This window comes from Paenibacillus sp. 3LSP (assembly GCF_032465655.1).
GTDB classification, from domain to species: domain Bacteria; phylum Bacillota; class Bacilli; order Paenibacillales; family Paenibacillaceae; genus Fontibacillus; species Fontibacillus barengoltzii.
Genome location: NZ_JAWDJI010000073.1, coordinates 1 through 25,881, shown reverse-complemented (window position 1 = coordinate 25,881; position 25,881 = coordinate 1). Strand labels below are relative to the sequence as shown.

Sequence of the window (25,881 nt, the reverse complement as noted above, 5' to 3'; positions counted from 1 at the left end):
ACTAACGGCGGCGCAGGGAACAGCGGCGGCGGTGGTGACACCGGAAGCAGCAAAACCGAGAAAGTGAAGCTGACGTTCTGGGGCGACTGGGGCGGCGAAGGGCAGAAGCAGTTCGAGACGATGGTTGACGCCTTCAACAAGTCGCAAGACAAGATCGAAGTCAAATACGTGCTTCAGCAGGATATGGTCACGAAATTCCTCACGGCTGCGACGAGCGGCGGTTCGCCGGATATTTTGTTCTGGGACCGCTGGAGAACCTCATTGTACGCTCCAAAAAACGTGCTTCGTCCCATCGACGACTATATGGAGCGCGATGGAGTGAACAAGGAAGATTTTTACGAGGAGTCCTTGAAGGAGCTGACCAATAACGGGAAACTGTACGGCCTGCCGTTAACGGTAGATGCCCGCGCGTTGTTCTACAACAAGAAGATGTTTGCGGATGCAGGGCTGGAGGCACCAACGACGTGGGATGAATTGGAGCAAGCGGCCAAGACGCTGACGAAATGGAATGGCAGCAAGCTTGAAACTGCAGGGTTCTCCATGGCCGATCCGGGGTTGTTTAACATGTATTTACAGCAAGCCGGCGGGCAAATGCTCAGCGAAGACGGCAAAACCAACTTCAACAACGAGAAGGGCAAACAAGTTCTGGAGTTTTGGCAGCGCTTGCTGAACGAGGACAAAGTCTATAAAGTCGGCTTCGAACAAGGGCTTGGCGAAGGTACCGACGCGTTTGTTACAGGGAAAGTAGCGATGCTGTACACCGGACCTTGGATGATGAGCACGTACAACAAATATGGTAAGGATCTGGATTACGGCATCGTTCCGCCGCCAGCCGGTCCGAATGGGGACAAAGGCAGCGTGATGGGCGGCTTCGGGCTTGTCATCCCGCAAGGCTCCAAGCATCCGGATGAGGCGTGGGAGTTCATCAAATGGTGGACAGCGAACAAGGACAACGCCTTGCTGTGGGCAAAAACGAGCTTGAACATGCCAGGCTTTAAACCGGCGCTGGAGGATGCATTCTTTACTGAAGATCCATTGTGGAAGCCGTTTACGGAGACGTTGGAATTTGCCAAAACGCGGCCGACCCATCCGGGATATTCTGTCATGGAAGAGAACGCGCTTATTCCGAACCTTCAACTGCTGCTCCAGAACAAGCAATCGATCGACGATACGCTGAAAAAAGCCCAAGAGCAAGGCGACAAACTGCTAGAGGAAAATGCTGTCGTGAAGTAAAAATCGGCCTCTGAAAGGGGAGCGAAGAATGGCATCCATCAATAAGCTTGGACGGCATCAGGCTCGAATGGCCTATCTGTTCATAACACCAACCATGCTGCTATTTGCCGTATTCATGGTCATCCCCGTCGTGATGGCCCTGTACCTCAGCTTCACCAACTATGACGTGCTGAGCAGCAACGATTGGGTTGGATTGGACAATTACCGCCGCCTGATCGACGATGCGCTGCTTTGGCAGACTTTCATCAACGTGTTCTATTATGCGATTGTTTTTGTACCGCTGAACTTATTGATTTCCTTGCTGTTTGCGATGCTGCTGAACAAAAAGATACGCGGGGTCAAGCTGTTCCGCACGTTTTACTACCTGCCGACCTTGACCTCGGCCGTCGCCGCGGCCACGGTATGGATCTGGATGCTGCATCCCGAATACGGGTTGATCAACGGGCTGCTTGCTTATTTTGGCATCACCGGCCCGGCTTGGGTGTCGCAGACGGAGACAGCGATGTTATCGATCATCGTCATGACGCTTTGGCAGTCGGTTGGCTCCAATATGATCATCTATTTAGCCGGCCTTCAAGGCGTGCCGGACTATCTGTACGAATCCGCCCGGCTGGACGGGGCGTCGCGGTTCGCTTGCTTCCGCTACATCACTTGGCCGCAGCTTCGTCCGACGACGTTCCTCGTCAGCGTCATGTCCATCATCGGCGCCTTGCAGTTGTTCGACCAGGCGTTTGTCTTGACGCAGGGCGGACCGGCGAACGTCACGAAAACTCCGGTCTACCTGATCTATCAGCAGGGCTTTAACCAATTGCAGATGGGGTATGCCTCAGCGCAGGCGTTTGTGCTGGCGATGGCGATTCTCGTATTTTCCATCATCAGCATGAAAATCACCAAAGCGGAGGAGCCGATCGTATGACAAATCCAGAGACGATAAAACCAGGCGTCCGTACACGAGGTCCGCAAATCGGTGTATCCACGCAGAACCGAATCGCGAATGTGTTGTTTTATACGGTTGGCGGTATCATTGCGGTCATCATGTTTTTGCCCTTTTATTGGAGTGTGCTGACCTCATTTAAACATGATGAAGACATGTTCACTTTGCCGATTAAATGGTTTACGACGAACCTGACATTCGAGCATTATTACAACGCGTTTACGACCGTGCCTTTTGGTCTTTATTTCTGGAATTCCTTTATTCTTGCGGCGGCCGGGGTGTTATGTAACTTGTTCTTCGGTTCGCTGAGCGGTTATGCGTTTGCCAAGCTGAAATTCCGGATGAACCAGCCATTCTTTCGCATTCTGCTGGTCTCCATGATGGTGCCGGGGATCGTGACAATGATCCCCAGCGTCTACGTGCTGCGCCATATCCCGCTGGCAGGCGGCAATGACCTGTTCGGCAGCGGAGGGTACGGGCTGATGAACTCGTTTTGGGGCATTATTTTGCCGGGGGCTTCCGGGACGTTTGCGGTCTTTTTCATGCGGCAGTTCTTTCTGACCCTGCCCAATGACATGATGGAGATGGCGCGGATCGAAGGCTGCGGCGAATTCAAAATCTTCTGGCGCATTTACTTGCCGCTGACCAAGCCGGCGCTGGCGACGCTCGGAATCTTTACGTTCCAGGCCGGTTGGAACGGCTTCCTCTGGCCGATGATCGTCCTGAACGATCCGGCGAAGGCGACGATTCAGATGGGGCTACAGGCTTTTTCGTACAACTATCAGACGGATTATGGGCCGATGATGGCGGGGGCGCTGGTGGCCATTCTGCCGATCCTGGTGCTGTTCCTGCTGCTGCAGCGGTATTTTATTCAGGGGATCGCGTTTAGTGGAATCAAGGGATAGGACAGAGGGGAGAGCTCATATGACGACGACCATGAAAGAGACGGAAATCCGGCAGCAACGGGCCGACCTGGCTCAGACGGCATTGGATGAATTATTCTGGAACGAAAAAATCCGGATGTACAATATTCAAACGCCCTGCGAAAATGGAACCTGCAATGAGATTTTCCATTATTGGTGGATGGCGCATGCGGTGGATGTACTAGTTGACGGACTGCGGCGCACAGGGGAGCGGCGGTATGTCCAGCGGCTGGAGCAGCTGTATGATGGTCTGCTTCAGCGTAACGGCGGCGCTTGGCCCAATGAGCTGTACGACGATATGGAGTGGATGGCGCTCGCTTGGCTGCGCGCCTATCAAACCACAGGCGAACCGCGTTACAAGGAGGCCGTCCAACTGCTGTGGCAGGACATTCAAACCGGCTGGAACGAGCACATGGGCGGCGGGATCGCTTGGCAGAAATCACAGCTCGACTATAAAAACACCCCAGCCAATGCTCCCGCCGTGATTCTGGCAGCCCGGTTGTACCAAGCGTTTGGCGATCCAAACGATTGGGCTTGGGCACAACGGATCTACGAGTGGCAGGCGGCGAACCTGATCGACCCGGTCACCGGCCTGGTGTGGGATGGGATGAACCGTACCGGGGATGGCACCATCGATAAGGATTGGCGGTTTACGTATTGCCAGGGCGTCTTTATTGGAGCTTCGGTGGAGATGTACCGGGTAAGCGGTGATGCGGCTTACTTGGAGGCGGCGCTTCGCACGTTCCGCGTCGTCCTCCAGGAGTTCACCTCCAGAAAGACCGGTCTACTGCCGGAGGAAGGGGATGGCGATGCCGGACTGTTCAAAGGCATCCTGATCCGCTACTTGGTGCAGTTGGCACAAGCGGCTCCAGACCATCCCGAGGTTGCCGAGTACGTCGCCCTTCAGGCGGAACGTACCTGGAGCCACCTGGCCGCCGATCCGCAGCAACCGCGGTTTGGCACGGATTGGAGCCAGGCTCCTAAGCCAGATATAGCCGTATCCCTCAGCTCGCAGCTGAGCGGCGTGATGCTGATGGAGGCGGCAGCAGCGCTTAAGCCGAAGGCGGCTCAGGATCAATCAGCCCCAAGGCTAACTTCGGAGGCTGCCCCCCAAGGGGAGACGCCGTGATGGACCGCTGTGAGCTAGGTTGGGCCCAACTGGCGGAACGCATGCACCGCGATCTGTTCGCCTGTTACGGGAATGAGCAGACCGGCATCCTGGACCAGTGGTATCCGCGTTCGGCGGGACGGGTCGGCGAAAATTTCTACTACTGGTGGCAAGCCCATGTCCTCGATGTGCTGGTGGACGCCTATGAGCGGACCGGCGACCCGGCGCTGCCGGATCGGATGCGTCAGTTCTGCCGCAGTCTGGAGCGTTATAACGGCGGGACGTTCACGCACAATTATTATGACGACATGGAATGGACGGCACTGGCCCTGCTGCGGGCTTACCGGGCGACCGGTGAGGCGTGCTATGAGGAGAAGTTTCAAGAGTTATGGGCGGACATCCAAACGGCTTGGAATGAGTATTGCGGCGGCGGGATGGCATGGAAGAAGGATCAGTTGGATTACAAAAATACCCCGGCCAACGCCCCCGCAGCAATTCTTGCTGCCCGGCTTTATGGTATATTCGGTCGGCCCGAAGATCTCGCTTGGGCGAAACGAATTTACGATTGGAATAAAGCTAGTCTGGTTGACCCCGCGACCGGTTTTGTTTGGGATGGTATGAACCGTACGGGGGACGGTACGATTGACAAAGACTGGAGATTCACGTATTGCCAAGGCGTCTTCATCGGCGCGGGAGTTGAATTATACTTCTATACCGGCGAATCAGCCTACCTGGAGGATGCCCGGCGTACTGCGGCCGCCTGCTTCGAGGAGCTGTGCGAGCCCGGCACTTGGTTGCTTCCGGAGGAGGGCATCGACGATACCGGGTTATTCAAAGGGATCCTCATTCGCTATCTCGACCGACTTCTGGAGGTCGATCCAGCGTGTCCGCACGTGCGAGAGGTTATTTTTGCCAATGCGGAGACACTTCGATCCAGCGGGCTATTTGAGAGCCCGATGCTCTGCGCCCCTTCCTGGAAGGAGCCGCCGACCTTGCCGGTTCAGCTCAGCGTCCAGTTGAGCGGATTGATGCTGCTGGAAGCGGCGGCCCGGCTGGAGGCGCGCAAGTGAGGAACATGTACAACCGAACCACCGAAAGCGAACGTATGTGACCATAACGAGCACAACGAGCACAACCTGCATCACAAGCACAACGACTACGAGACAACACGGAGGAGATTAACCATGACTGAGCAACTAACTCAATCCGACATTATTGCCTTGGTGGAGACCAAAATGAAGCATCGCCCGAAAATCGTCGAGATGTTCAAACGGTGTTATGAAAATACGCTGGAGACCACCATCCATCGCCACGATGACGGCACGGTGTTTATGCTGACCGGCGATATCCCGGCCATGTGGCTGCGCGATTCCGTGAATCAGCTTCGGCCGTATCTCATCCCGGCAGCGCAGGATGCCGGCTTGCGCGAGATTATCGAGGGCGTGCTGAGAACGCAATACCAATCGATCCTGCGCGATCCCTATGCTAACGCGTTTAACGAATTTGAGAATTTCCGCGGTCATCAGACGGATTTGACCGAGATGTCCGGATGGATTTGGGAACGGAAATATGAGGTGGATTCGTTATGTTATCCCCTGCAGCTCGCCTACCTTTATTGGAAAAATACCGGAGAAACTCGCCACTTCACGCCGGAATTTAAGCAAGCGGCGGAACTGATTCTGCAAACGTGGCGGACCGAGCAGCGGCATGAGGAACTGTCAACATACACGTTCGTCCGGGAAAACAGCGGGGAAACCGATCGGCTTCCAGGACCGGTTGGCTACACGGGGATGACCTGGTCGGGCTTCCGCCCGAGTGACGATGCCTGCAAATACGGGTATCTCGTTCCGTCGAACCTTTTTGCCATTGTGGTGCTGGGGTATTTGTTGGAGATCAATGAGAAGTTTTACGGGGATGACGCTTTCGCGGGTGAGGTGCGTGCGCTGCGGGACGACATTCGGCAAGGGATCGAAAAATACGCCATTATTGAGGATGCGGAGTTTGGGAAGGTGTATGCGTACGAGGTAGACGGCCTGGGCGGCGTGAATCTGATGGATGATGCCAACGTGCCGAGCCTGCTGTCGCTGCCTTATCTCGATTACTGCAGCAAAGACGATCCGATCTATCTCAACACGCGTCGGATGATTCTGAGCCGCCGCAACCCCTATTACTATGAAGGAACGTATGCCAAAGGCATCGGCAGCCCGCACACGCCGCCGGACTACATTTGGCACATCGCCTTATCCATTCAAGGGATCACCGCGCTGGAGGAAGCGGAAAAGCTGGAGATTCTGGATATGTTCGAGCGGACCGATGCGGGAACGAATTTGGTACATGAAGGGTTCCACAAGGATAATCCATCGGAGTATACGCGGGAATGGTTCTCTTGGTCTAATGCCATGTTTGTCGAATTTGTGCTCAGTTTATGTGGTTTGGAAATTGCCATGCGCTAGCTTTCGGGTAAGAAAACATTTCCGAAAATGGAGGTTTTGCCGTGAAACGGAATCCGGGGAATGGAACGTTATCGAAATTACTTGCACTCACGTTAACGATGGCACTCTCGATTTCGCTGCTTACCGGAGCAAACGCTTCGGAGGCCCATGCGGCCAGTTGGACTTCCAAGGATGCGGATGCGGCGATCCGGGCATTTAACGCCAAGTTCTGGGATCCGCAGGCTAAATTGTTCTGGGCCGATTCCAATCGCGGCTCCAACTACCAGGGCTTCTGGGTGGAAGCCGAGCTGTGGGAAATGGTCATGGACGCTTATCTTCGTACATCGGATCGGGAGTTAAAGGCGCAGCTTCGCGCCCAGATCGACGATATTTTCGATGGAGCGGTCCTGAAGTATGGCGAGAATTGGACGAACAATCCGTTTAACGATGACATTATGTGGTGGGCAATGGCCAGTGCCAGAGCGTATCAAATCACCGGGGAAGCCCGGTATCTGAATAAAGCGAAGTATTACTTCGATTTCGTCTACGACACCCAATGGGATGATGAGTTTGCTGGCGGCGGCATCTGGTGGTTGAACAGCGAGCATGTCACGAAAAATGCTTGTATCAACTTCCCGGCGGCCGAAGCGGCAGTGTTCCTGTATGAAATCACGGATGACCCGTACTATTTGGAGGCGGCAACCCGGATATATCGATGGGGCAAAACGATGCTGACGGACGGAAACGGCAAGGTATTCGACCGGATCGAGATGGACCAAGGACCTGTGCCGGATGCAACGCATTATAATCAAGGAACGTTTATTGGCGCAGCTGTCGGACTGCATCGTGTAACAGGCGACAAGGTGTATCTGGAGGATGCGATCAAGGCTGCCCAATTTACGATGGCTCATCAGACAGAACCGAACGGACTGCTCGGTTACGAGGGACCGCATGGAGATCTGAAGGGCGGCAAAACGATTCTGCTGCGCAATTTGGCTTACCTGCAAAAAGCAGTGGACGGCAGTAAGTCCAAGGCGCATCGGGAGTTCGAGCGGAAGTTCGACGATTGGCTCGCTTTTAATGCGGCGATGGCCTGGAGCCATCGGAACGCAGAGGGGCTCGTCGACGGCAACTGGATCGGACAGCTGTTGTCCGGCACCTATGAGTCCTGGTCAGCATCCAGCGCCGTTCAGGCCGTGACGGTCGTGCAGCCAAAGCCGGTGACAGTTCCGGTATATCCGGTGAAGCCGGCCAATCAACGGATCGAGGCGGAAAAATACAACATCGGCAAAGGCTTCGTGCTCGAGGGCAGTGCAGAAGGCACGTTGCAGCTGGGCGGGATCCAGCACGGACATACCGCTGTCTACAAAAATGTCGACTTCGGGTCGAAGGGAGCCGTTGGCTTCATTGCTAGGGCTGCCAGCGCCACGTCTGGCGGAAGCATCGAAATCCGGCTGGATAAGGAGAACGGACCTAAAATCGGTACCGTTCGGGTTGAGGGCACGGGCAACTGGAACCAGTTTATCGATGCGGTGGACGTGCTCAAGGATGAACAAGGTCAGCCGGTGACCGTGACTGGCAAGCATGATGTCTATCTCACTTTTGTCAAAGTGAACGATGATTATCTGTTTAACTTGAATTGGTTCCGGTTTACGGAGACCGATCCGACGAGAACCGATGCCTTTGCGAAGCGGAAGGCCGGCGATTTCGATGACGGAAACGGGGTGAGCCGAAACAGTGAATATGGCTTCCTGGAGGGGATCACGAACGGCGCGTACGTTCGGTATGAAGGCATCGATTTCGGCAGCGGTGCGGCCGGAATCACGGCGCATGTGGCAAGCGGAAACCGCGGAGGAACGATCGAGGTGAAGCTGGACAGCTTGAATGGGCCAACCGTCGCCACCCTTGAGATTCCGGCTGTAGGCGATTGGTCAACGTGGATCGACGTAATGTCCACGCTGGATGATTCGGCTGCGAGGGGCATCCATGACGTCTATCTGGTGTTCCACGGTACGGACGGCAGCGATTTTCCGTGTAATCTCGACTGGTTCAGCTTCACGACCGTCAAAGGCCGGGCTCAAGACGCTTACGGCAAGATCGAAGCGGAGAGTTATACCCTTGGCTCAGGGTTTGGCACGGAGCAGGGCGGAGGACAGACGTATCTCGCTGGAATGTACGGCCCGAACCAGCCTTATGCCATGTACAACTACATTGATTTTGGCGAAGGCGGCGCAGCGGGGCAATTCCATGTCAATGCGGCGAGCGATACCGCCGGAGGGACGATTGAGGTGCGGCTGGACAGCCCAAGCGGCCCTGTAATTGCGGAGGTGCAGGTCACAGGGACCGGTGGCTGGCAGGAGTTTAAGGTGTTCTCGGCGGATCTCACGGCTTCGGTTCGCGGCAAGCATATCGTGTTCCTGCTCTTTAAGGGATCGGATTGGTTGTTTAACCTGGATAAATTTACGTTTGGTGACCCGGACGTATTTACGGCACCGCCTGTTACACCTGAGCCGCCTCGGGACCACACTCCTCCAGGAGAGGTTGAGCATGTACGTGCGGTTCGAGAAAATGGACAGATTCGGTTAACTTGGGACGGTCCGTACGATGTGGATGCTGTGAAGGTGCAGATTCGTTTGCTCAAAAACAAGAAGCTAATCGGCAATACATTGGAGGTGGCGCGCGGTGTCCAGACCGCGGTGTTGCCGAACGTAAACAATCCCAAAAGCTATACGGTCCAATTCCAAGCCGTTGATGCTTCTGGCAATGTCTCCAAGGGAACTGCCGTTTCGCTGGGAGACTTGATCAAGAAGTAATAAAAAACAGACCGGGGCGGAGGGGAGATTCAGCCTTCGGTCTGTTTTTTTGCGATTAGAATTCGTATCTTAAATGTTCTGTGCGTACTCTGGTGCAGGAACTTTGGTTAAGAAAACGTACAAGCTGGCGGGCTTGGTTCCGTCATTCCGGTAGGAGAAGGCTTCCGCTCCTTCCAAATGCAGGACTTCACCTTGATTGAGCGGAGAGGTTGCTCCATCCACCGTAATCGTCCCGTGACCTTGCAAGGCGAGAATAAACACGTCTGTATTCGGATGGGTGTGGGTTGGCAGCTCTTGGCCCGGCATAAAGTTTAGCACAAACACGACGCTTTCCCCTTTTTTGTAGGCTATCCGTTTGGTGAATTTATCCGCTTGGAAGTCCTGAAGTTGAGCTATTGATAATTTTTCCATTTTCCTGATATCCTCCTTATTCCGGCCTGGTGGACCGGATCCTTTGGCTGGAATACTCCGGCTTGATCGCCGGGACTCCTGATCCTTGTCTCCTATGTTAGCATCGAGCTTCTTCTTTCTACTTGATTCAGATCAAGTTTGCGAAAAAATACCCCCTATTTCAAAACTCTGTGAAATGGCCACTACTGCAAATTGGAGTAAATTGGAGAAAGGGGATATGGATGTTTTTTGAAAATGTGGTGAAAGGAGTAACGCTCGTGAAACGTTTTCCGGGGATGGATCAAGAAGCGGTCATGATGGAGATTAAGCAGCTCAAGCAGAAAGCTGACCGGCTGCTTGCGATGTCAATTCGGCTGAATCAACCCAGCTTGGCAGACGAAGCGGAGCGGTTGTACCAGCAAATTGACAGGTTGGCTTTGCTCACCGGGTAATTTGACACATTTCATCCTATGCCATACATTTAAATATAGCCTTCATGTAAAATAACATCACATCCAAGTGGATGGATGTTATTTTTTTTGACGTAAACGTATTGACAATCCCTTTTAAACGCCTATAATAAATCACAAGAATGAGAGTTTCATTAATCACACCCCAGAGTTATGATAGAATACATGACATGAAGGAGGGTGTGAGGTATGGCCAACTTGACTGCTGGCGAATGGAAGCAGGACATTTTGAGGATTTACAACGCGATCAATAAGCAAATCTTTAACGTGGGTGTAAAACAGCAAAAGGTCGATTTCGTCGGCAACAAAATTGTGATTATTTCTTTGAACGGGCGAGTGCCGGTCTTAAAGCTATTGGATGAGGCTTATCCTCAGTCCACAAGGCAGCTGGATTACTTGTTATTTCAAGTGTTCAAGCGGGAGATTAAGGCAGCCCTCGAACGTCAATTTCAACTGAATATCGTCGCCATACTCAAAGATTACGATGCAGAGACCGAATTTTCCGGTACGATCGTTGTCTTGGATCGCGACGTGGAGGATTATCTGAAGGAGTTGTCGGAACTTCGCTAATCGAAAGAGCCGGCTAATCGTCAGTTTGGACTCGCAGCGCTATTTGTTAGGGGGCGCTATGGGTTTTAACTGGCGATTTTTTTATATCTACACACGAAAATTTCAAGGAGTGGAGGCGTTGGAGCATGCAGCCCAAAATCGAGATTAACGGAGTCAGTAAATGGTTTCGCCGGAACGGCCGAGATATCCCGGCCATGCAAGAAACGAGCCTGAAGATTGAAGCGGGAAGGTTCGTCAGCATCATTGGCCCAAGCGGCTGCGGCAAGTCGACCTTGTTCAACATCATTGCCGGACTCATTCCCCCCTCTACCGGAGAGGTGCTTGCGGACGGGGAGAACATCGTGGGAAAGACGGGATATGTTGGTTACATGCTGCAAAAGGATATGCTGCTGCCGTGGCGGACGATTCTGGACAACATCATTCTGGGGATGGAAATTCGCGGCGTCCCTAGAAAGGAAGCGGTGGATCGAGCGTTGCCCCTGATGGAGAAGTATGGACTCAAAGGCTTTGACAAGCATTATCCCAAGGAATTGTCGGGAGGCATGCGACAACGGGCTGCGCTGCTGAGAACGCTGCTTTACGATCGCGACATCATCTTGCTGGACGAGCCGTTTGGCGCGCTGGATGCCCAGACCCGGCTTACGATGCAAAATTGGCTGTTGCAAATTTGGACCGACTTTGGAAAAACGGTGCTGTTCGTCACCCATGACATCGATGAGGCGATTTACTTATCCGACGATATTTATGTCTTCTCTTCACGGCCGGGCCGGGTCAAAACGAAAATCACGGTCACGATGGAGCGCCCGCGTAAAACGGAGGATATGACGTCTCCGGATTTTATGGAATTGAAACATCTCTTGCTTGACCAGTTATCAGCGGGACATGCCGAGGAAGAACTCGCGCTTTGACCGTTGGGATAAAAAACGATCTAGGAGGGATGAAGTGTGGAAGAAACTGTGCGGAAATCGACTTTTGTGATTCATTCTCTGTCCACGGATGCGGTGGTGCCGGCAGCTGAAAAAAAGCTAAAAACCCCGTCCGCTACAAAATCCGCACCGCTGATTTATGACGAAGAGGCGGCGGAGCGGAAGAAAGCTCGCAGAATCGGCTGGGGAAGGGTGGCCGTAGGGGTTCTGCTGTTCATCATCTGGGAGGTATTTACCCGGATCGGCTGGTTGGATTCTTATTATTGGAGCAGCCCAAGCGCGATATGGCAAACGACTTGGCTGCAAGTGGCGGAGGGCGGCCTGTTAGGCGATATCGCCTATACATCAGGCTCAACCGTACTGGGCTTTGTGTTTGGCACGTTATGCGGAGCTTTGCTGGGCCTGTCCTTCTGGTGGTCACGCAGCTATGCCGGCATTAGCGAACCTTACTTAATCATTTTAAATGCAATGCCCAAGCTGGCTCTGGCGCCTGTCCTCGTCATTTTGCTGGGAATCGGCTTCTTCTCCAAGGTGGCGCTGGCTTTTTCCATGACGGTTGTGGTATCTGCTTTGTCCGCCTACAGCGGGGTGAAAAGCGTAGACCCGGATATGGAGAAGTTGATGTATTCGCTGGGGGCCAAGCGCTGGCAGGTCTTTACCAAAGTCGTCATTCCGTGGTCGATGCCTTGGATCATCAGCAGTTTGCGCATCAACATTGCCCTTGCGCTTGCCGGGGCCATCGTCGGCGAATTTATCGCCTCCAGCCAAGGTGTTGGACGCATGATCATGTATGCGGGGACGATTCTTGACATCAATCTCGTATGGGTTGGCGTGGTGGTGTTGTCGGTGCTCTCTATGGCCATGTATTGGGGCGTCGTGCTGTTGGAAAGAGGGTTGTCCAAAGGGTTCGGCGTTAAATAAAGAGGACCTTGTCAGTCATCCGGAATCAGAAAATGTTCATGAGGGGGAAGTTGGATGAAGAAGAGCAGACTGTTACCGTTATTATTGGGATTGGCTTTGACGGCCAGCTTACTTGCGGGATGCGGAGGAAAAAGCGAGTCCACCGCGGAAGCAGCGGAGGGGAGCACGGAGCTCAAAAAAATCGTTATCGCCGAACCTGTCCATTCCACCGGATATCTGCCTCTCTATTTGGCTCAACGGGAAGGTTACTTCAAGAAGCGTGGACTGGATGTGGAGGTGATTCAGGCAGCTGGCGGAGCACATGTCACCGCGGTGGTTAGCGGAGATGCATGGGGCGTCATCGGCGGAACGGAGTCCAACGCACTGGCGAACAAGAAGAACTCCGATCCCATTGTGTCAATCGTCAACGTCGTGAACCGAGCCAACGTCTACTTGGTGGCCAAGAAAGGGCTGGCTCCGGCCGGGAATTCAGAGGCGGATTTGAAAGAGTTTTTTAAAGGGAAGAAGATCAATGCCGGACGTCATGGCGGTACTCCCAATTTGCTGATCCGTTATTTGCTCATCTACTTGGGGCTGGACCCAGAGAAAGATGTCACGCTGCTGGAGCCGGCGGATGCCTCCACTGTCGTGACGATGGTGCAGCAAGGAGCGGCGGATATCGGCAATGGCGCGGAGCCGCAAATTAGCGACGGGATTTCCAAGGACGTCTGGGGCGAGCCATTTTATAAGTTCCATGATTTCGGCGATTTCTCTTACTCCGTGCTTAGTGTTAAGCAATCGACGATCGATAAAGATCCGGAAACGGTACAGCTGTTCACCGACGCGATAATCGAGGCGCTGAAGGCGGTACAAGAGGACAAAGAACTGGCGATGAAAAACATGAAAGCTGAGTTCCCTACGTTATCCGATGATGCGATTCAGGCCTCCCTTGACCGCGCCTATGCGGACAATCTATGGAGCAGGGATGGGTTCATTACGGAAGCCGCTGTGAAACAAGACATGGATGTGCTGATCAAAACCGGGATTTATACGGGCGATTATTCCTATGACCAATTGGTCGATATGCAGTTTGTTAATTCATCCAAGTAAGGAAAGGGAAGGTGAAGCAAAGTGAATTTAGAGCAGAAGCTAATGAACAGCCGGACAGCCATCGTGGTGGTCGATGTGCAGAATGATTACTGTCACCCGGAGGGGGCTTTAGCCCAAGCGGGGAATGACATAGGTGCCGTAGCCGATATGATGCCCAATTTACATCGCCTGTTGGCAGCAGCCAGAGTGTTTGAGGTGCCGGTGATTTTTATCCAGACCTTTCATGAAGAAGCGACCGATTCCGAAGCTTGGAGGGAACGATCGAACGGAAGATCGATGGCGGTATGTCGGAAGGGCAGCTGGGGGGCGGATTTCTACGAAGTTGCGCCCGAGCCGGGTGAGGTCGTCGTGAACAAACACCGTTACAGCGCTTTTGTGAATACTCGACTCGATTCCATCCTGCGGAGCCAGAAGATCGAAACGCTGATCATGACCGGTGTCAGCACCAATGTGTGCGTGGAATCGACAGCTCGGGACGGTTTTATGCTGGACTATCACATCGTGCTGCTTCGCGATGCCTGCGCCTCTTATTCAACCCAGGCTCATGAAATGACGATAAAAAATATCGAAGGATATTTCGGTGAAGTCACGGACACCCGGGAAGTGATTTCCTTGTGGGAACGGGCGGGGAAAACGACCGTGAACCCGATGACGATGACACAAGTGTAAAGCAGGTGCAGGTATGGGCATGAACGGCAAAACCCGTACACTGGTTCAATATATTATTTGTACGGGAGCCTTCTTATCGAACTGTTCCGCCGGCATGTTCAACATCGCGCTGGTGGATATCGCTAGAGATTATCAGATCGGCCTTGCCTCTGCGCAATGGGTGGTTACGGCTTATTTGCTGGTCATTTCCGTCCTCCTGCCGGTGATGGGGAAACTCGGGGATATCCGGGGGCGGCGGTCCGTGCATAATCTGGGTTACCTCGGCTTTGCGTTAGGGGCACTTGGCTGCGCGCTTGCCCCGTCCCTGGGCTGGCTGATTGCCTTCCGGATCGTACAAGGCGTTGGCGCTTCGATGTATCAGGCGACGAACATGGCGCTGATCGTTTCTCTGTTTCCTCCCGAAAAGAGGGGGAGAGCCCTAGGGATGATCAGCACCTTTGTGGCCGCCGGTTCGATGATTGGCCCCAGCCTCGGAGGGGCACTGATTCAATGGATCTCTTGGGAGGCGTGCTTCTGGCTGCTGGCCGGCACTGCGTTAGCGGCTTGGATTATGGCCCAGCGGTTTATTCCGAAGGATCAGCCGGAGGAGCAAGGGCACATCGATGTAACCGGAGCGCTATTGTTTGGGATTTCGTTAACCGGCCTGGTCACAGCGATTCATCTTGGCTCGGAATGGGGATGGGGATCCCTGGCCGTGGTCGTGTTGTTGCTCTTGTTTGCGGGTTGTGCCGCTGGATTTGTAATGTGGAGTCTTTCCACCAGCGGCTCCCCCTTCATCGATCTCAAGCTGCTCAGCGATGCTGCGACAAATACCGGGCTATGGATCACTATTGTTACGTATATGGCGGCATTTTCGGCGCAACTTGTATTGCCGGTTTATCTTCGCCACGAGTTAGACGCTCCGCCGGCAATGGCCGGATTGATCATGATGGGGTATCCGTTGGCGTTGATCGTCGCTTCCCCGTTATTCGGCAGTTTGTCGGACAAGCACGGTTCCTTGCCGTTGTTGACGGCGGGATTGCTCGCGATGTCGGGAACGTTATTGGCTTTGGGATTTCTTTCCTCCTCCTATCCGATGTTTCTGCTCATTACCTTGATTGTCTTGCTGGGGGCATCCATGGGGATGATCACTTCGCCTAATACGAGCCTGGTGATGGGCCGCGTGGATCCAAGCCACTTGGGGTTAATCAGCAGTTTACTCGCGTTGTCGCGGAACCTGGGCATGATGTTTGGCACAGCGGCAGGCGGAGCCCTCCTGGCCGGCGTAGACGGATATCGGATGGTGTTCGTCCTTTGTCTCGCGTTGGTGTTCGGCTCCTTGGTTCTTCTGCTGTTTACCGTCCGTCAAGCGCGGCATCGTCGCCACCATGAAGAGACGGTATCGCCATCTTAGAAAAGCTAAGCCATTGCCTGGACGTTATCGTCCGGGCAATGGCTTTTTGGTGTGATTTGGGCGCGATCCGTTTATAAGGTGACTCCCGTTTTGAAAATTGCCAGTTCGCGGACCTCGTTCTGCTCGTTCCGAGTCGGTTGACCGCTGGCTACTGCAATGACGTATTGAATAAACTGCTCCAGCACTTCTTCCATCGGCGTATCCAACAAGATGCCGGCGTTGAAGTCCATCCAGTGCTTCTTCTTGGCGAACAGCTCGTTGTTCGTAGCCACCTTGACGGTGGGAACGAAGCTGCCAAACGGTGTCCCGCGGCCAGTCGTAAAGAGAACGAGCTGGCAGTCGGCGGCGGCGAGCGCAGAGGAGGCAACCAGGTCGTTCCCTGGTGCCTGCAGCAGGCTGAGGCCTTTCTTGCGCAGCTTCTCACCGTATTTCAGGACGTCGACCACCGGGGCGGTCCCGGCCTTTTGCGTGCAGCCCAGCGATTTGTCCTCCAGTGTACTGATTCCGCCGGCCTTATTGCCGGGCGAGGGGTTTTCGTAGACCGGTTCACCGTAGGATAAGAAATATTGCTTAAAATCGTTGATAAGTGCAACAATTTGCTCGAACACCTCTGGACTTTCCGCGCGGGCCATCAGCATCTGTTCAGCTCCAAACATTTCGGGGACCTCGGTTAGAATTGTAGAGCCGCCCTGGGAGATGAGAAAATCGGAAAAAGCGCCAAGCAGCGGGTTGGCCGTAATGCCGGAGAAGCCGTCCGATCCGCCGCACTTGAGCCCAACGTTCAGCTCGCTGAGCGGCACAGGCTCTCTGCGATCGTTGCGCGCCGCTTCAACCAGCTCCTCCAGCAGTGCCAGACCGGCCTCCAGCTCATCCTCGACCTCCTGGGCCACCAGAAATTTGACGCGTTGCTCATCGTAATGGCCCAGCCGCTCCCGGAACTCGGAAATGACGTTATTTTCGCAGCCTAGACCAAAGACGAGAACGCCGCCTGCATTGGGGTGAAGCACGGCATCAGCGAGAATGCTGCGCGTCATGAGATGGTCTTCCCCAAGCTGCGAGCAGCCATAGGGGTGACTCAGCACGGTAATGTTATCGAAGGGACCAAGATCCGGGTGCTCCGCTTTAAAGGCGCGGATCATTTGCTCCGCGATTCCGTTCACGCAGCCGACCGTGGGCACGATGTACAGATCGTTGCGTATGCCGGTTTTTCCATTGGCCCGCCGGTATCCCTGAAAGGTCAAGGAACGCTTCGGATAAATGACGGGGTGCAGGTTCGGTTGATACGTGTATTGCTCCTCGCCGGCGAGGTTGGTTCTGATGTTATGCGTATGCACCCACTCGCCAGGAGCGATCGCGGTGACCGCATGGCCAATTGGGTAGCCGTATTTTGTAACGGACGAACCGGCGGGGATGGCGGTAAGTGCGATTTTATGGCCTTGAGGAATGTCCTGCAATGCACAAACAGACTCCTCGTTAAGCTGGAGTTCCTCACCGGCTGTAATTGGCTGTAATGCTACCGCTACATTGTCACGCGGGTTCATTTTCATTAATCGTCGCATAAGCTCCCGCCTCCCAACCATTGTAGTGTCGCTCGGGCGCCAAAAGCGTCCAGCTTCCGCACATATTGCTCCAGGGTTCCCGCGAGTTCGGGAACGCTGGATAAATCCTGCCCCCACAGCTCCGTTTCCCGTAACAGGACCGGGATCGCTTCAGCGGGCTGTGACCAAGCTTGATCAAAGAGGGCCAGCACCTCCGGGCTGTCCTTTCGCGCAAGCCGATCTCCCCGATAACCAACCAGCAAGGCGGCCAAGGCCAGTGTAATTCGCTTTGGCAGCTCGCCCCGTTCCCGCTGGTAGCGCAGGAGCACAGGGAGCAGCCGGGTTTGGAACTTGGCGATGCTGTTTAGCGAAATCGAAGCCAGCTCGTGGCGGATAAACGGGTTCATGAAGCGCTCGCGTACAGCCTCGGCATAAGACAGCAGTCCGGCGCTAGGCAGATCAAGCATCGGAACGATCTCCTGCTCCATCAGTTCCTTGACGAACACAGAGAGATCCTCGTCGTTCATCACATCTTCGACCGTTGTTAGCCCGGCAAGCAAGCCCAACGCAGCCATGGCCGTGTGGGGACCGTTTAACAGATGAACCTTCTGCTCGCGGTACGGACGCAGGTCTTCGGTAAAGATGACGTTTAACCCCGCTTCGGTTAATGGCAGCCGTTCAGGCAGCCAGGCTGGGCCTTCAATCACCCACAGCAGGTAAGGCTCGGCGGTTACCATCAAATGGTCTTGATAACCGAGCTCTTGCGCCAGATGCTCTGCTTGCTGCTGCGGATATCCGGGAACGATCCGGTCTACGAGGCTGCAGCAAAAGGTGTTCTCCTGTTCGAGCCATTGGATGAACCCATCGCCAAGATCCCATTCAGCGGCGTAGCGCAGGACGATCTCGCGCAGCTTCTCGCCATTGCGGTCGATCAGCTCGCAGGGGATGATCGTAAATCCTGCTTTGCCCAGTTGATAGCGACGGTAGAGGAGGGCGGTCAGCTTACCGGGAAAGCTCCGCTGCGGTGCGTCCGTGAGACGATCCTCCGGGTTGTAGGCGATACCGGCCTCGGTCGTGTTCGAGGTGATGAATTGCAGCGAATCTTGCTCCGCTAAGGCAAGAAATTGTTCGTACTCGGTGTACGGACTGATCAATCGGCTGACAGAGTGAATGATCTCATGTTCGTTGATGACTTGCTGCTCGGCGATCCCGTTAATGAGTACCGTGTAAAGATGATCCTGCTTCGCATAATGCTCAGATACCGGGCTGCCCTGCGGCTTAATCATCACGATGCTACCTTGAAACCGGCCTTGCTTGTTCATCTGCTGCACCTGCCAGGCAGTAAAGGCACGCAGGAAGTTTCCTTCGCCGAACTGGATCATCCGTTCCGGATAGGCAGGCAAATCGGGAAATAAGGTTCGGGATAAGAGCGGATATTGCGGGGTGTCCATATTTTTCGCCTCCTTGGTATAGATGCTGAGGAGATTGTGAGATACCACACTTGCTTGCACACGTGAACATTGAGGAGTAGGGTGAGTTGCCTGGCTTGCCGAACAGGGCCAGGACAAACCCAATAAGCTTGCCAGTTGCGAGTCGAAGTCAGCCCTGTAGTGTAATGACTAACAGTCAGTAAGCATGATTCACTGTTCCAGTTTAGGTCAGGAGATCTTGGCCACGGACTGTCGAATCACCAATGCCGTTGGGACGAACAAGGTCTCGCTGGATGGTTCAGTTGGTTGCTCCTGATCCGATGCCCCTGGACCTGCAGGCTGCATTAGCTCGATCAGCTTGCGGGTTCCCAGTTCGCTGATATCGGCGACCGGCTTACGGATAGTCGTCAAGGCGGGGTTGGTGTATCCAGCGAACACAATATCGTCGAACCCGATCAGCGACACCTGATTCGGCACGTTCACCCCCCGGGCGAAGCAGGCGTTCATCGCCCCGATCGCCATATCGTCGTTCGCGCAAAATACCAACGTTGGCGGCTCCTTCAGATCCAGCAGCGCGTTCATCATCCGGTACCCGCTATCGATGCTGTAATCGCCGGCAACTTGATATTCAGCAGGGAGGGCAAGACCGTGGGCGAGCAAGCTTTCCAGGAAGCCTTGCTTCCGTTCTGTCGCAGACCGAAAGCCTGCTTTGCCTTCCATGATGGCCAGCCGCCGGTGGCCTTGATCGATTGCATAGTTGATCGCCTCCCGCACACCTTCCCGGTCATTGGCAACAACGTTCACGATGCCGGGATCATCCAGATAGCGGTTTAAGACAACAAGCGGGATGCCCGCCTGCTTCACATGGTAAATAAACGCATTGTCGGCGTCACTTTGGCTCATGACCAGGATGCCGTCGAAGCGGTGCGGCGAAATGCCTTCCAAATGACGGATGCCGTCAATCCCGTGCACAGTAAGACTGTAGTTTTCATCCAGCGCATGATGAATGCCCTTGATTGCATCCACGAGGAAGCTGGCGGACGTTCCTTGATCGATGCTGGAGAAGAACAGTCCGATCGTGTACGTCCTTTTCATCACCAGACTTTTGGCGCTGACATTCGGAACATAATTCATCTCGGCGGCGATTTTTTCAATTTTCGCCCGCGTCTCCGGCTTAATCAGCGGGCTTCCGTTTAATGCACGGGATACCGTGGTGTGGGATACACCAGCCACGCGGGCAATGTCTTTAATCGTAATCATAGATCCTCAACTTCCGCAGAAATTCACATTGTTTTTCACGTTTTCATTCTATTCCCCAATATATAAAAAAGTCAAGAAAAACAAGCAATGCACACGTGAAAATAAAATTTGCTCCAAATTGATTGTAAGCGCTATAATTATCGGTAAATTGTAACAGAGAGGATGAACGGATATGCACGTGAAGGAGCAGCGATCAAAGCTATGGGAGACGCTTGGGGAGTTGCCTTCCTTTGGAAGGCCGGTTTCCGCCGGGTTATTAAAGCGGGAGGAGTTTGACGGCTACGTGCTGGAGACTCTGCTGCTGGATTTAAACGGGCTGGAGGCGGTACCGGCCTTTTTCGCTAAGCCGCAGGAGGAGGAAGGTCCTTACCCGCTGGTTGTGTTTAATCACTCCCACGGCGGAAATTATGGGAACGGTCGCCAGGAGTTGATTCGCAGCAGCGGTTATCTACAAGAGCCGTCTTTTGCCAAAGTGCTGACCGGCTTAGGTTGTGCGGTATGCAGCATCGATATGTGGGGCTTCCATGAACGCAGCGGCAGGAGTGAAGGCGAGCTGGTTAAAGAAATGCTGTGGACCGGACGATCGTTATGGGGCATGATGATTTACGATAATTACCGGCTGATCGATTATCTGTGCACCCGGGAGGACGTTGATTCGACGCGTATCGGGACGATCGGTATGTCTATGGGAGGGCTGATGGCGTGGTGGCTGGCGGCGCTTGATGAACGGGTAAGCGTCGTCATTGACCTTTGCGGACAGGTTGATGCAGAAACGTTGATTGCGCGGCGCGGTCTGGAACATCACGGGTTTTATTACTATGTACCTGGGCTGCTGAAGCGTTTTACGACCCTCGATATTCAAAAGCTCATCGTTCCCCGCCCCCGCCTCAGCTTGGTTGGCCGCAACGACCGGTTATGCCCGTTTGAAGGGGTGCAGCGGCTTGATCAAGGCTTACGTGAAGCCTACGCCGCCGCCGGGAAGGCAAACCATTGGCAAACCGTTATCACCGGCGGCGGCCATATGGAGTCCGCGGAAATGCGTGCGGCGTGGCCGGAATTCATCGCTCAGTATTTGCTGCATTCCGCACCATAGGAAGAGTCGCGCTCGGAGCAGTCATCAGCCTACGACCATCAGCTGCTTTCCCGTCCGCGAAGCTCCTCCGACGGCAGCCGGCCGAACTCACGCTTGTACAGCCGAGCGAAATAAACCGGCTCCAGGCCGACATACGCCGCAGCTTGGCGAATCGTCATGTCGGGATGATCAAGGAGCAGATGCCGGGCTGTTTTTAGCCGTATCTGATGAAGGTATTGCAGCGGTGTTAACCCCATCGCTTGCCGGAAGAGCCGGGTCAGTTGCTTTTGTGAGTAGCCGACGTGACCTGCCAGTCCGGCGATGGTAATCGGCCGATTTAAGTGGTCATGCAGAAAGCGAACCGCAACATCCACAACCGATGCTCGGTAGGAGGCGGGGGGAGCAGTGGGCGGCACCCATGGGACGGCTGAATCCGACTTTAGGCTCGTTTGTCCCGATGTATCCTTGAGGATGGCTAGAAATAACGAGTACAATAGCTCGGTCGTTCGCCAAGGGTCATGTTCGTTACCGGACAGCTGCCAGATGGCAAGCAGGCGATCTGTAAAAATTGAAATGTCTGAGAGCTGCATCAACCGCGGGGCATCTCCAAAGCCCCATCGGTTTAGCACCTCGCCGAAGTTTTCCAGCAACGTGACATACCCGACGAACCAAGGCCCCTCCCCGTAGGGCATATATTCATGAGCGCAGCCGGCGGGGATGTAGAGCAATTGGCCGGGGCGCAGAATGTCCCATTTGTCCTTGTTTACGTAGAGCCGGCGAAACTGTCCTGTACCAGAGATCGTTAAGAACAGCTGATGTGCCGAAAATCCCTTCATCCTGGTGAGCGGCGGCTGAATTTCCGTACCCACCGTATAAACGGATAACGGCAAAAGCTCGTTGCGGGAGGGGGTTAAATTACTTCTGAGCGGAAGCAGGTCCATGGGGAGTTCCTCCATATTGTCCATTTTATCTGGTGGTTTGTCCGATTTGTGGCTTCCGCCCGATTATATCTCAACCCTATAATGAGAGCAAATCGTTTGGGGAGTGTGAAATAGGTGGAACTGAACCGTGAATGGGAAAATTTATCGTGTCTGCACATCGGCCGGCTGCCGGCCCGCGCCTCCTATATTCCGTATGAGAGCGCCATGACAGCCCGAACGGGAAAACGCGGACGCTCACCGCATGTTCAAACATTAAACGGAAGCTGGAAATTCCGCTATTATCGCAGCGTTCGCGAAGTAGACAGTCATTTCTATGAGACGGAAACGGATGTGAGCGGTTGGGACGATCTAATCGTGCCTTCTTGCTGGCAAACGAATGGGTATGATCAGCTGCATTATACGAACGTCAACTATCCGATTCCCTACGATCCGCCGTTTGTGCCGGATGACAATCCTGCGGGAACATATGTAAGGGATTTCAATCTGCCCGAAGCATGGACGAAGAAGCTGACGCGGATCGTATTTGAAGGTGTGAACGCCTGCTTTTACCTGTGGGTGAACGGCCGTTTTGTGGGTTACAGCCAAGGCAGCCGAATTCCGGCGGAGTTTGATCTTACGCCGTTTGTCGCGGCAGGACGTAACCGTCTCGCCGTGCTGGTATTGAAATGGTGCGACGGTACCTATTTGGAGGACCAGGATGTCTGGCGGTTCTCAGGGATTTATCGCGACGTTTATTTGCTGTCCCGGGATAATACGCATATCCGTGATGTGTTTAATCAACCGCTGTTATCGGACGATCTATCCGAAGGCAAGCTGCGGTCGGAGATTGAAACGACGGGGAGCCTGACGATTCAAGCGGAGTTGCGGGATCCTGCGGGCAAGCTGATTGGCCAAAAGGAGACGCAAATCGACGGCAAAGGAGCGATGGAGCTGGACGTGCCGCAGCCTCAATTGTGGAATGCTGAGCAACCCCGGTTGTATGAACTGATTCTGACAGCGGGCCAAGAAGTGCTGCGCTTTCGGGTTGGCTTCAAAAAGGTGGAGATCACAGATGGCATCTTCCGCATCAACGGCCGCGCTGTGAAGCTGAAGGGAGTGAACCGCCACGATTCCCATCCTGAGCTGGGGCAGACCATTCCGGTGAACCATATGATTGCAGACCTGAAGCTCATGAAGCGGCATAACATTAACACGATCCGGACCTCGCATTATCCGAATGACCCGAAGTTTCTTGATCTATGTGATGAATTCGGGTTTTACGTCATCGATGAAGCGGATCTGGAGTGCCATGGTGTGACCAGAACCGGTGAGCTCGAAGCAGGGGCTTTCCATAAGTTGTCGAACAATCCGGATTGGAAAGAAGCGTTCGTGGAACGGGCGGTTCGCATGGTCGAGCGGGACAAAAACCACGCCTCCGTCATCATCTGGTCCATGGGCAATGAATCCGGATACGGGGATAACCATATCGCTATGGCGGAATGGACTAAAGCGCGGGACGCTTCACGTTTAGTGCATTACGAAGGAGCGGATCCCCGGTATTACAGCAATTCGGACACATCCTGCCTGGATTTGGACAGCCGCATGTACCCTTCAGTGAAGGAGATCGAGCGGTATGCCCTCGATGAGAACAGCACCAAACCGTTGTTCCTTTGCGAATATAGCCATGCGATGGGGAACGGACCAGGCGATTTGCAGGATTACTGGAACGTAATTTATCGCTATCCGAAGCTGATGGGCGGTTGTGTCTGGGAATGGTGCGATCACGGGATTGCTGCGGAGACGCCGGATGGGCAACGTTATTATGCGTACGGCGGCGATTTCGGCGATCAGCCAAACGACAGGAATTTCTGCATCGACGGCCTGGTTTTCCCAGATCGTCGGCCACATACCGGTCTGCTGGAATTAAAGCAAGTCATTGCACCGGTGCTGATCGAGGCAGAGGATGTCGCTCAAGGCCGCTTCCGCGTACTGAACCGTTATGATTTCAGCAACCTGTCACACCTGGCGGTCAGCTGGAAGCTGGAGCAGGAAGGAGACGTGCTGCAGCAAGGGCGGTCAGGCCCGCTAGCCGCCGCACCGGGTGAGACGGAGATTCTCTCTCTTCCCTATGATCTGACGCTGGCGCAGGAGGAGGGGACGGGGCCGCTCACCTTAACCTGCTCGGTCCGGCAGCAGCTGGACACACCATGGGCGGAGGAAGGATACGAAATCGCCTTCTATCAATTTGAATTGCCGGGTGCGACTTCAGCGTTGGCCCACGAGAAGCTGCAAAGCGAGGAATACGCCGGCTTTATGACGATAGATGAACAAGACGGCATGCTTACGGTACGTGGGTTTGATTTCGAGCACGTCTTTGATCTGAAAAAAGGGATGCCGCAACAGGTAACGAAGCACGGTGTGCCGTTGCTTGCGAGTCTGGCTCGGTTTAACATCTGGCGGGCTCCGATGGATAACGATATGCACATCCGCAAGGAATGGGAAGCGGCGGGTCTTGATCATGCTGCAATGAAGGTATATCGGAGTCACTGGGAGCAAAAGCCAGACGCTTCGGTCGAAATCCACGTTGACTTCTCGCTCGCCAGTTATATCTTCGAACCGTTCGTACGCGGTAATGCTGTATGGACAGTTGGGGTCTCGGGCGAGATTCAGCTGAAGGTTCACGCCGAAGTACGCGAGAATCTTCCGTTCTTACCGCGCTTTGGCCTTGAGCTGACGATGCCGAAGGGGACCGAAGAGATTGAATATTATGGCTACGGTCCGCATGAGAGCTACATCGACAAACGGGCAAGCGTACGCAAAGGCAAATACTTGCTGTCGGTGGACGATATGTTCGAGAACTATGTGATGCCGCAGGAAACGGGTTCCCGCTACGGTACGGAATGGGCGATCGCCTCCACCGTTCAGGGCATGGGTTTAAAGTTCACGGCAGCCCAACCGTTCTCGTTCCAGGCGCTGCACTACACCGCCGAGGACCTGACGGCAGCGCAGCATACGTATGAACTCAAGCGCCGCCCCGAAACGATTGTCACGCTCGATTACCAAATGAGCGGCACCGGCTCCGGCTCCTGTGGCCCGCAGCTCGCAGAGCCTTACCGTTTTACCGAGAAGTCGTTCGATTTTGAGCTAACCATCCAGCCGATATTTAAGGAAGAAGAATAGAGATAGCGTATAGTTGGTGTAAATAACCGTTCCCTGGCTAAAGCAGCTGGGTGAGCGGTTATTTCTTGCTGCGGGGGAGGAGGAAGAGGTGGTCTATCCGATCCCCCCTTTTGAAGGATTATCCCGTTGCATCAGGTGGTGAATAAAGAGAAGGAGTAACCGTACGTAAAATTAAAAAAGAAAAAGCAAAGAAGAGTAAGATGCCCCAAAGTTAAAGTTTAAAAGGAGTAGATATATAGAAAAGGAGTAGACATAGATATTGATATTTTTTGGATATGAAAATATGGATCTAAAAGTAGATTTAGATATAGATCATAATATATATAAATAATGTATATTAAAGTAAATATTTAGAAATGATTAATCAGATATAGATTCGAGTGCAAATCTGCATGCTGAATTACGGATTCTCCCGATGCCTGTTGCGTCGAGAGATTAAGTTGCAAGATGGATTAAGCTGCGGTTGCAATGGACGGATGGTTCCGATGATGTGCGATTAACTGGTCGTAAGAGATCGCAGGAATGGACAAGCACATCTGCAGCAGGTTTTGGCGCATCTCTTCCTCGGAACAAGTCATGCGCAGGTAACGGCGGACGGTGTACTCATTCA

The 25,881-nt window shown here is 53.8% G+C and carries 21 protein-coding genes; 16 read left to right on the top strand and 5 right to left on the bottom strand.

Annotated features, from left to right (window positions below):
- The 7 genes from RW092_RS05705 to RW092_RS05675 all read left to right on the top strand — a co-directional run.
- A partial coding sequence (locus RW092_RS05705) for an ABC transporter substrate-binding protein (protein WP_316009748.1) occupies positions 1 to 1,233 on the top strand: 1,233 nt, incomplete at its 5' end.
- A 28-nt stretch (positions 1,234 to 1,261) separates the two neighbouring features.
- Positions 1,262 to 2,149 (top strand): carbohydrate ABC transporter permease, encoded by an 888-nt coding sequence (locus tag RW092_RS05700; protein WP_016311231.1) that lies wholly within the window; start codon positions 1,262 to 1,264, stop codon positions 2,147 to 2,149.
- A complete protein-coding gene (locus RW092_RS05695) occupies positions 2,146 to 3,072 on the top strand; it encodes a carbohydrate ABC transporter permease (protein WP_016311232.1) in 927 nt (308 codons plus the stop codon). The genes RW092_RS05700 and RW092_RS05695 overlap by 4 nt, the downstream gene beginning before the upstream one ends.
- A 19-nt stretch (positions 3,073 to 3,091) precedes the next feature.
- The gene (locus tag RW092_RS05690) at positions 3,092 to 4,219 is read left to right on the top strand and encodes a glycoside hydrolase family 76 protein (protein WP_316009747.1); all 1,128 of its coding nucleotides are present in this window, start codon (positions 3,092 to 3,094) and stop codon (positions 4,217 to 4,219) included.
- A complete protein-coding gene (locus RW092_RS05685) occupies positions 4,219 to 5,268 on the top strand; it encodes a glycoside hydrolase family 76 protein (protein WP_316009746.1) in 1,050 nt (349 codons plus the stop codon). Before RW092_RS05690 ends, RW092_RS05685 begins: the two co-directional genes overlap by 1 nt.
- Positions 5,269 to 5,382: 114 nt before the next feature.
- Entirely contained in the window at positions 5,383 to 6,651 is a 1,269-nt protein-coding gene (locus tag RW092_RS05680; protein WP_028538891.1) for a glycoside hydrolase family 125 protein, read from the top strand.
- 41 nt (positions 6,652 to 6,692) lie between these two features.
- Positions 6,693 to 9,443 (top strand): carbohydrate-binding protein, encoded by a 2,751-nt coding sequence (locus RW092_RS05675; RefSeq protein ID WP_316009745.1) that lies wholly within the window; start codon positions 6,693 to 6,695, stop codon positions 9,441 to 9,443.
- A 69-nt stretch (positions 9,444 to 9,512) separates the two neighbouring features.
- Here RW092_RS05675 and RW092_RS05670 read toward each other — a convergent pair whose 3' ends face one another.
- Complete coding sequence (locus RW092_RS05670; RefSeq protein WP_016311237.1) at positions 9,513 to 9,854, bottom strand: cupin domain-containing protein; 342 nt, start codon at positions 9,852 to 9,854, stop codon at positions 9,513 to 9,515.
- A 257-nt stretch (positions 9,855 to 10,111) separates the two neighbouring features.
- On the opposite strand from RW092_RS05670, the gene RW092_RS05665 reads away from it, so the two are divergent.
- The 7 genes from RW092_RS05665 (at position 10,112) to RW092_RS05635 (ending at position 15,871) form a co-directional block, all read left to right on the top strand.
- A complete protein-coding gene (locus RW092_RS05665) occupies positions 10,112 to 10,285 on the top strand; it encodes a hypothetical protein (RefSeq protein WP_157268794.1) in 174 nt (57 codons plus the stop codon).
- A gap of 207 nt (positions 10,286 to 10,492) precedes the next feature.
- Positions 10,493 to 10,873 (top strand): Na-translocating system protein MpsC family protein, encoded by a 381-nt coding sequence (locus RW092_RS05660; protein ID WP_016311239.1) that lies wholly within the window; start codon positions 10,493 to 10,495, stop codon positions 10,871 to 10,873.
- 125 nt (positions 10,874 to 10,998) lie between these two features.
- Entirely contained in the window at positions 10,999 to 11,781 is a 783-nt protein-coding gene (locus tag RW092_RS05655) for an ABC transporter ATP-binding protein (RefSeq protein ID WP_016311240.1), read from the top strand.
- A gap of 36 nt (positions 11,782 to 11,817) precedes the next feature.
- On the top strand, positions 11,818 to 12,720 hold the full coding sequence (locus tag RW092_RS05650; RefSeq protein ID WP_016311241.1) for an ABC transporter permease: 903 nt from the start codon (positions 11,818 to 11,820) through the stop codon (positions 12,718 to 12,720).
- A 54-nt stretch (positions 12,721 to 12,774) separates the two neighbouring features.
- Positions 12,775 to 13,809, top strand: a complete 1,035-nt coding sequence (locus tag RW092_RS05645) for an ABC transporter substrate-binding protein (RefSeq protein ID WP_316009744.1) — start codon at positions 12,775 to 12,777, stop codon at positions 13,807 to 13,809.
- 42 nt (positions 13,810 to 13,851) lie between these two features.
- Complete coding sequence (locus tag RW092_RS05640) at positions 13,852 to 14,478, top strand: cysteine hydrolase family protein (protein ID WP_036700147.1); 627 nt, start codon at positions 13,852 to 13,854, stop codon at positions 14,476 to 14,478.
- A gap of 19 nt (positions 14,479 to 14,497) precedes the next feature.
- Entirely contained in the window at positions 14,498 to 15,871 is a 1,374-nt protein-coding gene (locus RW092_RS05635) for an MFS transporter (RefSeq protein WP_316009743.1), read from the top strand.
- Between the two features lie 71 nt (positions 15,872 to 15,942).
- Here the strand turns inward: RW092_RS05635 and RW092_RS05630 are convergent, their stop codons facing one another.
- The 3 genes from RW092_RS05630 to RW092_RS05620 form a co-directional block, all read right to left on the bottom strand.
- A complete protein-coding gene (locus RW092_RS05630) occupies positions 15,943 to 17,430 on the bottom strand; it encodes a UxaA family hydrolase (RefSeq protein ID WP_316009742.1) in 1,488 nt (495 codons plus the stop codon).
- Positions 17,418 to 18,860, bottom strand: a complete 1,443-nt coding sequence (locus tag RW092_RS05625) for a tagaturonate reductase (RefSeq protein WP_316009741.1) — start codon at positions 18,858 to 18,860, stop codon at positions 17,418 to 17,420. The genes RW092_RS05630 and RW092_RS05625 overlap by 13 nt, the downstream gene beginning before the upstream one ends.
- Before the next feature lie 207 nt (positions 18,861 to 19,067).
- Positions 19,068 to 20,099: a LacI family DNA-binding transcriptional regulator gene (locus RW092_RS05620; RefSeq protein ID WP_316009740.1), complete on the bottom strand. Its 1,032-nt coding sequence runs from the start codon at positions 20,097 to 20,099 to the stop codon at positions 19,068 to 19,070.
- 172 nt (positions 20,100 to 20,271) lie between these two features.
- Between RW092_RS05620 and RW092_RS05615 the strand changes: the two genes are divergently transcribed.
- Positions 20,272 to 21,192 carry a dienelactone hydrolase family protein gene (locus tag RW092_RS05615; RefSeq protein WP_316009739.1) on the top strand — a complete coding sequence of 307 codons (921 nt, stop codon included), beginning with the start codon at positions 20,272 to 20,274 and terminating at the stop codon, positions 21,190 to 21,192.
- 38 nt (positions 21,193 to 21,230) lie between these two features.
- Here the strand turns inward: RW092_RS05615 and RW092_RS05610 are convergent, their stop codons facing one another.
- Positions 21,231 to 22,136, bottom strand: a complete 906-nt coding sequence (locus RW092_RS05610) for an AraC family transcriptional regulator (RefSeq protein WP_316009738.1) — start codon at positions 22,134 to 22,136, stop codon at positions 21,231 to 21,233.
- Between the two features lie 90 nt (positions 22,137 to 22,226).
- Here RW092_RS05610 and RW092_RS05605 point away from each other — a divergent pair, with 90 nt between their 5' ends.
- Positions 22,227 to 25,271 carry a glycoside hydrolase family 2 TIM barrel-domain containing protein gene (locus RW092_RS05605; protein ID WP_316009737.1) on the top strand — a complete coding sequence of 1,015 codons (3,045 nt, stop codon included), beginning with the start codon at positions 22,227 to 22,229 and terminating at the stop codon, positions 25,269 to 25,271.
- The last annotated feature ends 610 nt before the right edge of the window (positions 25,272 to 25,881 follow it).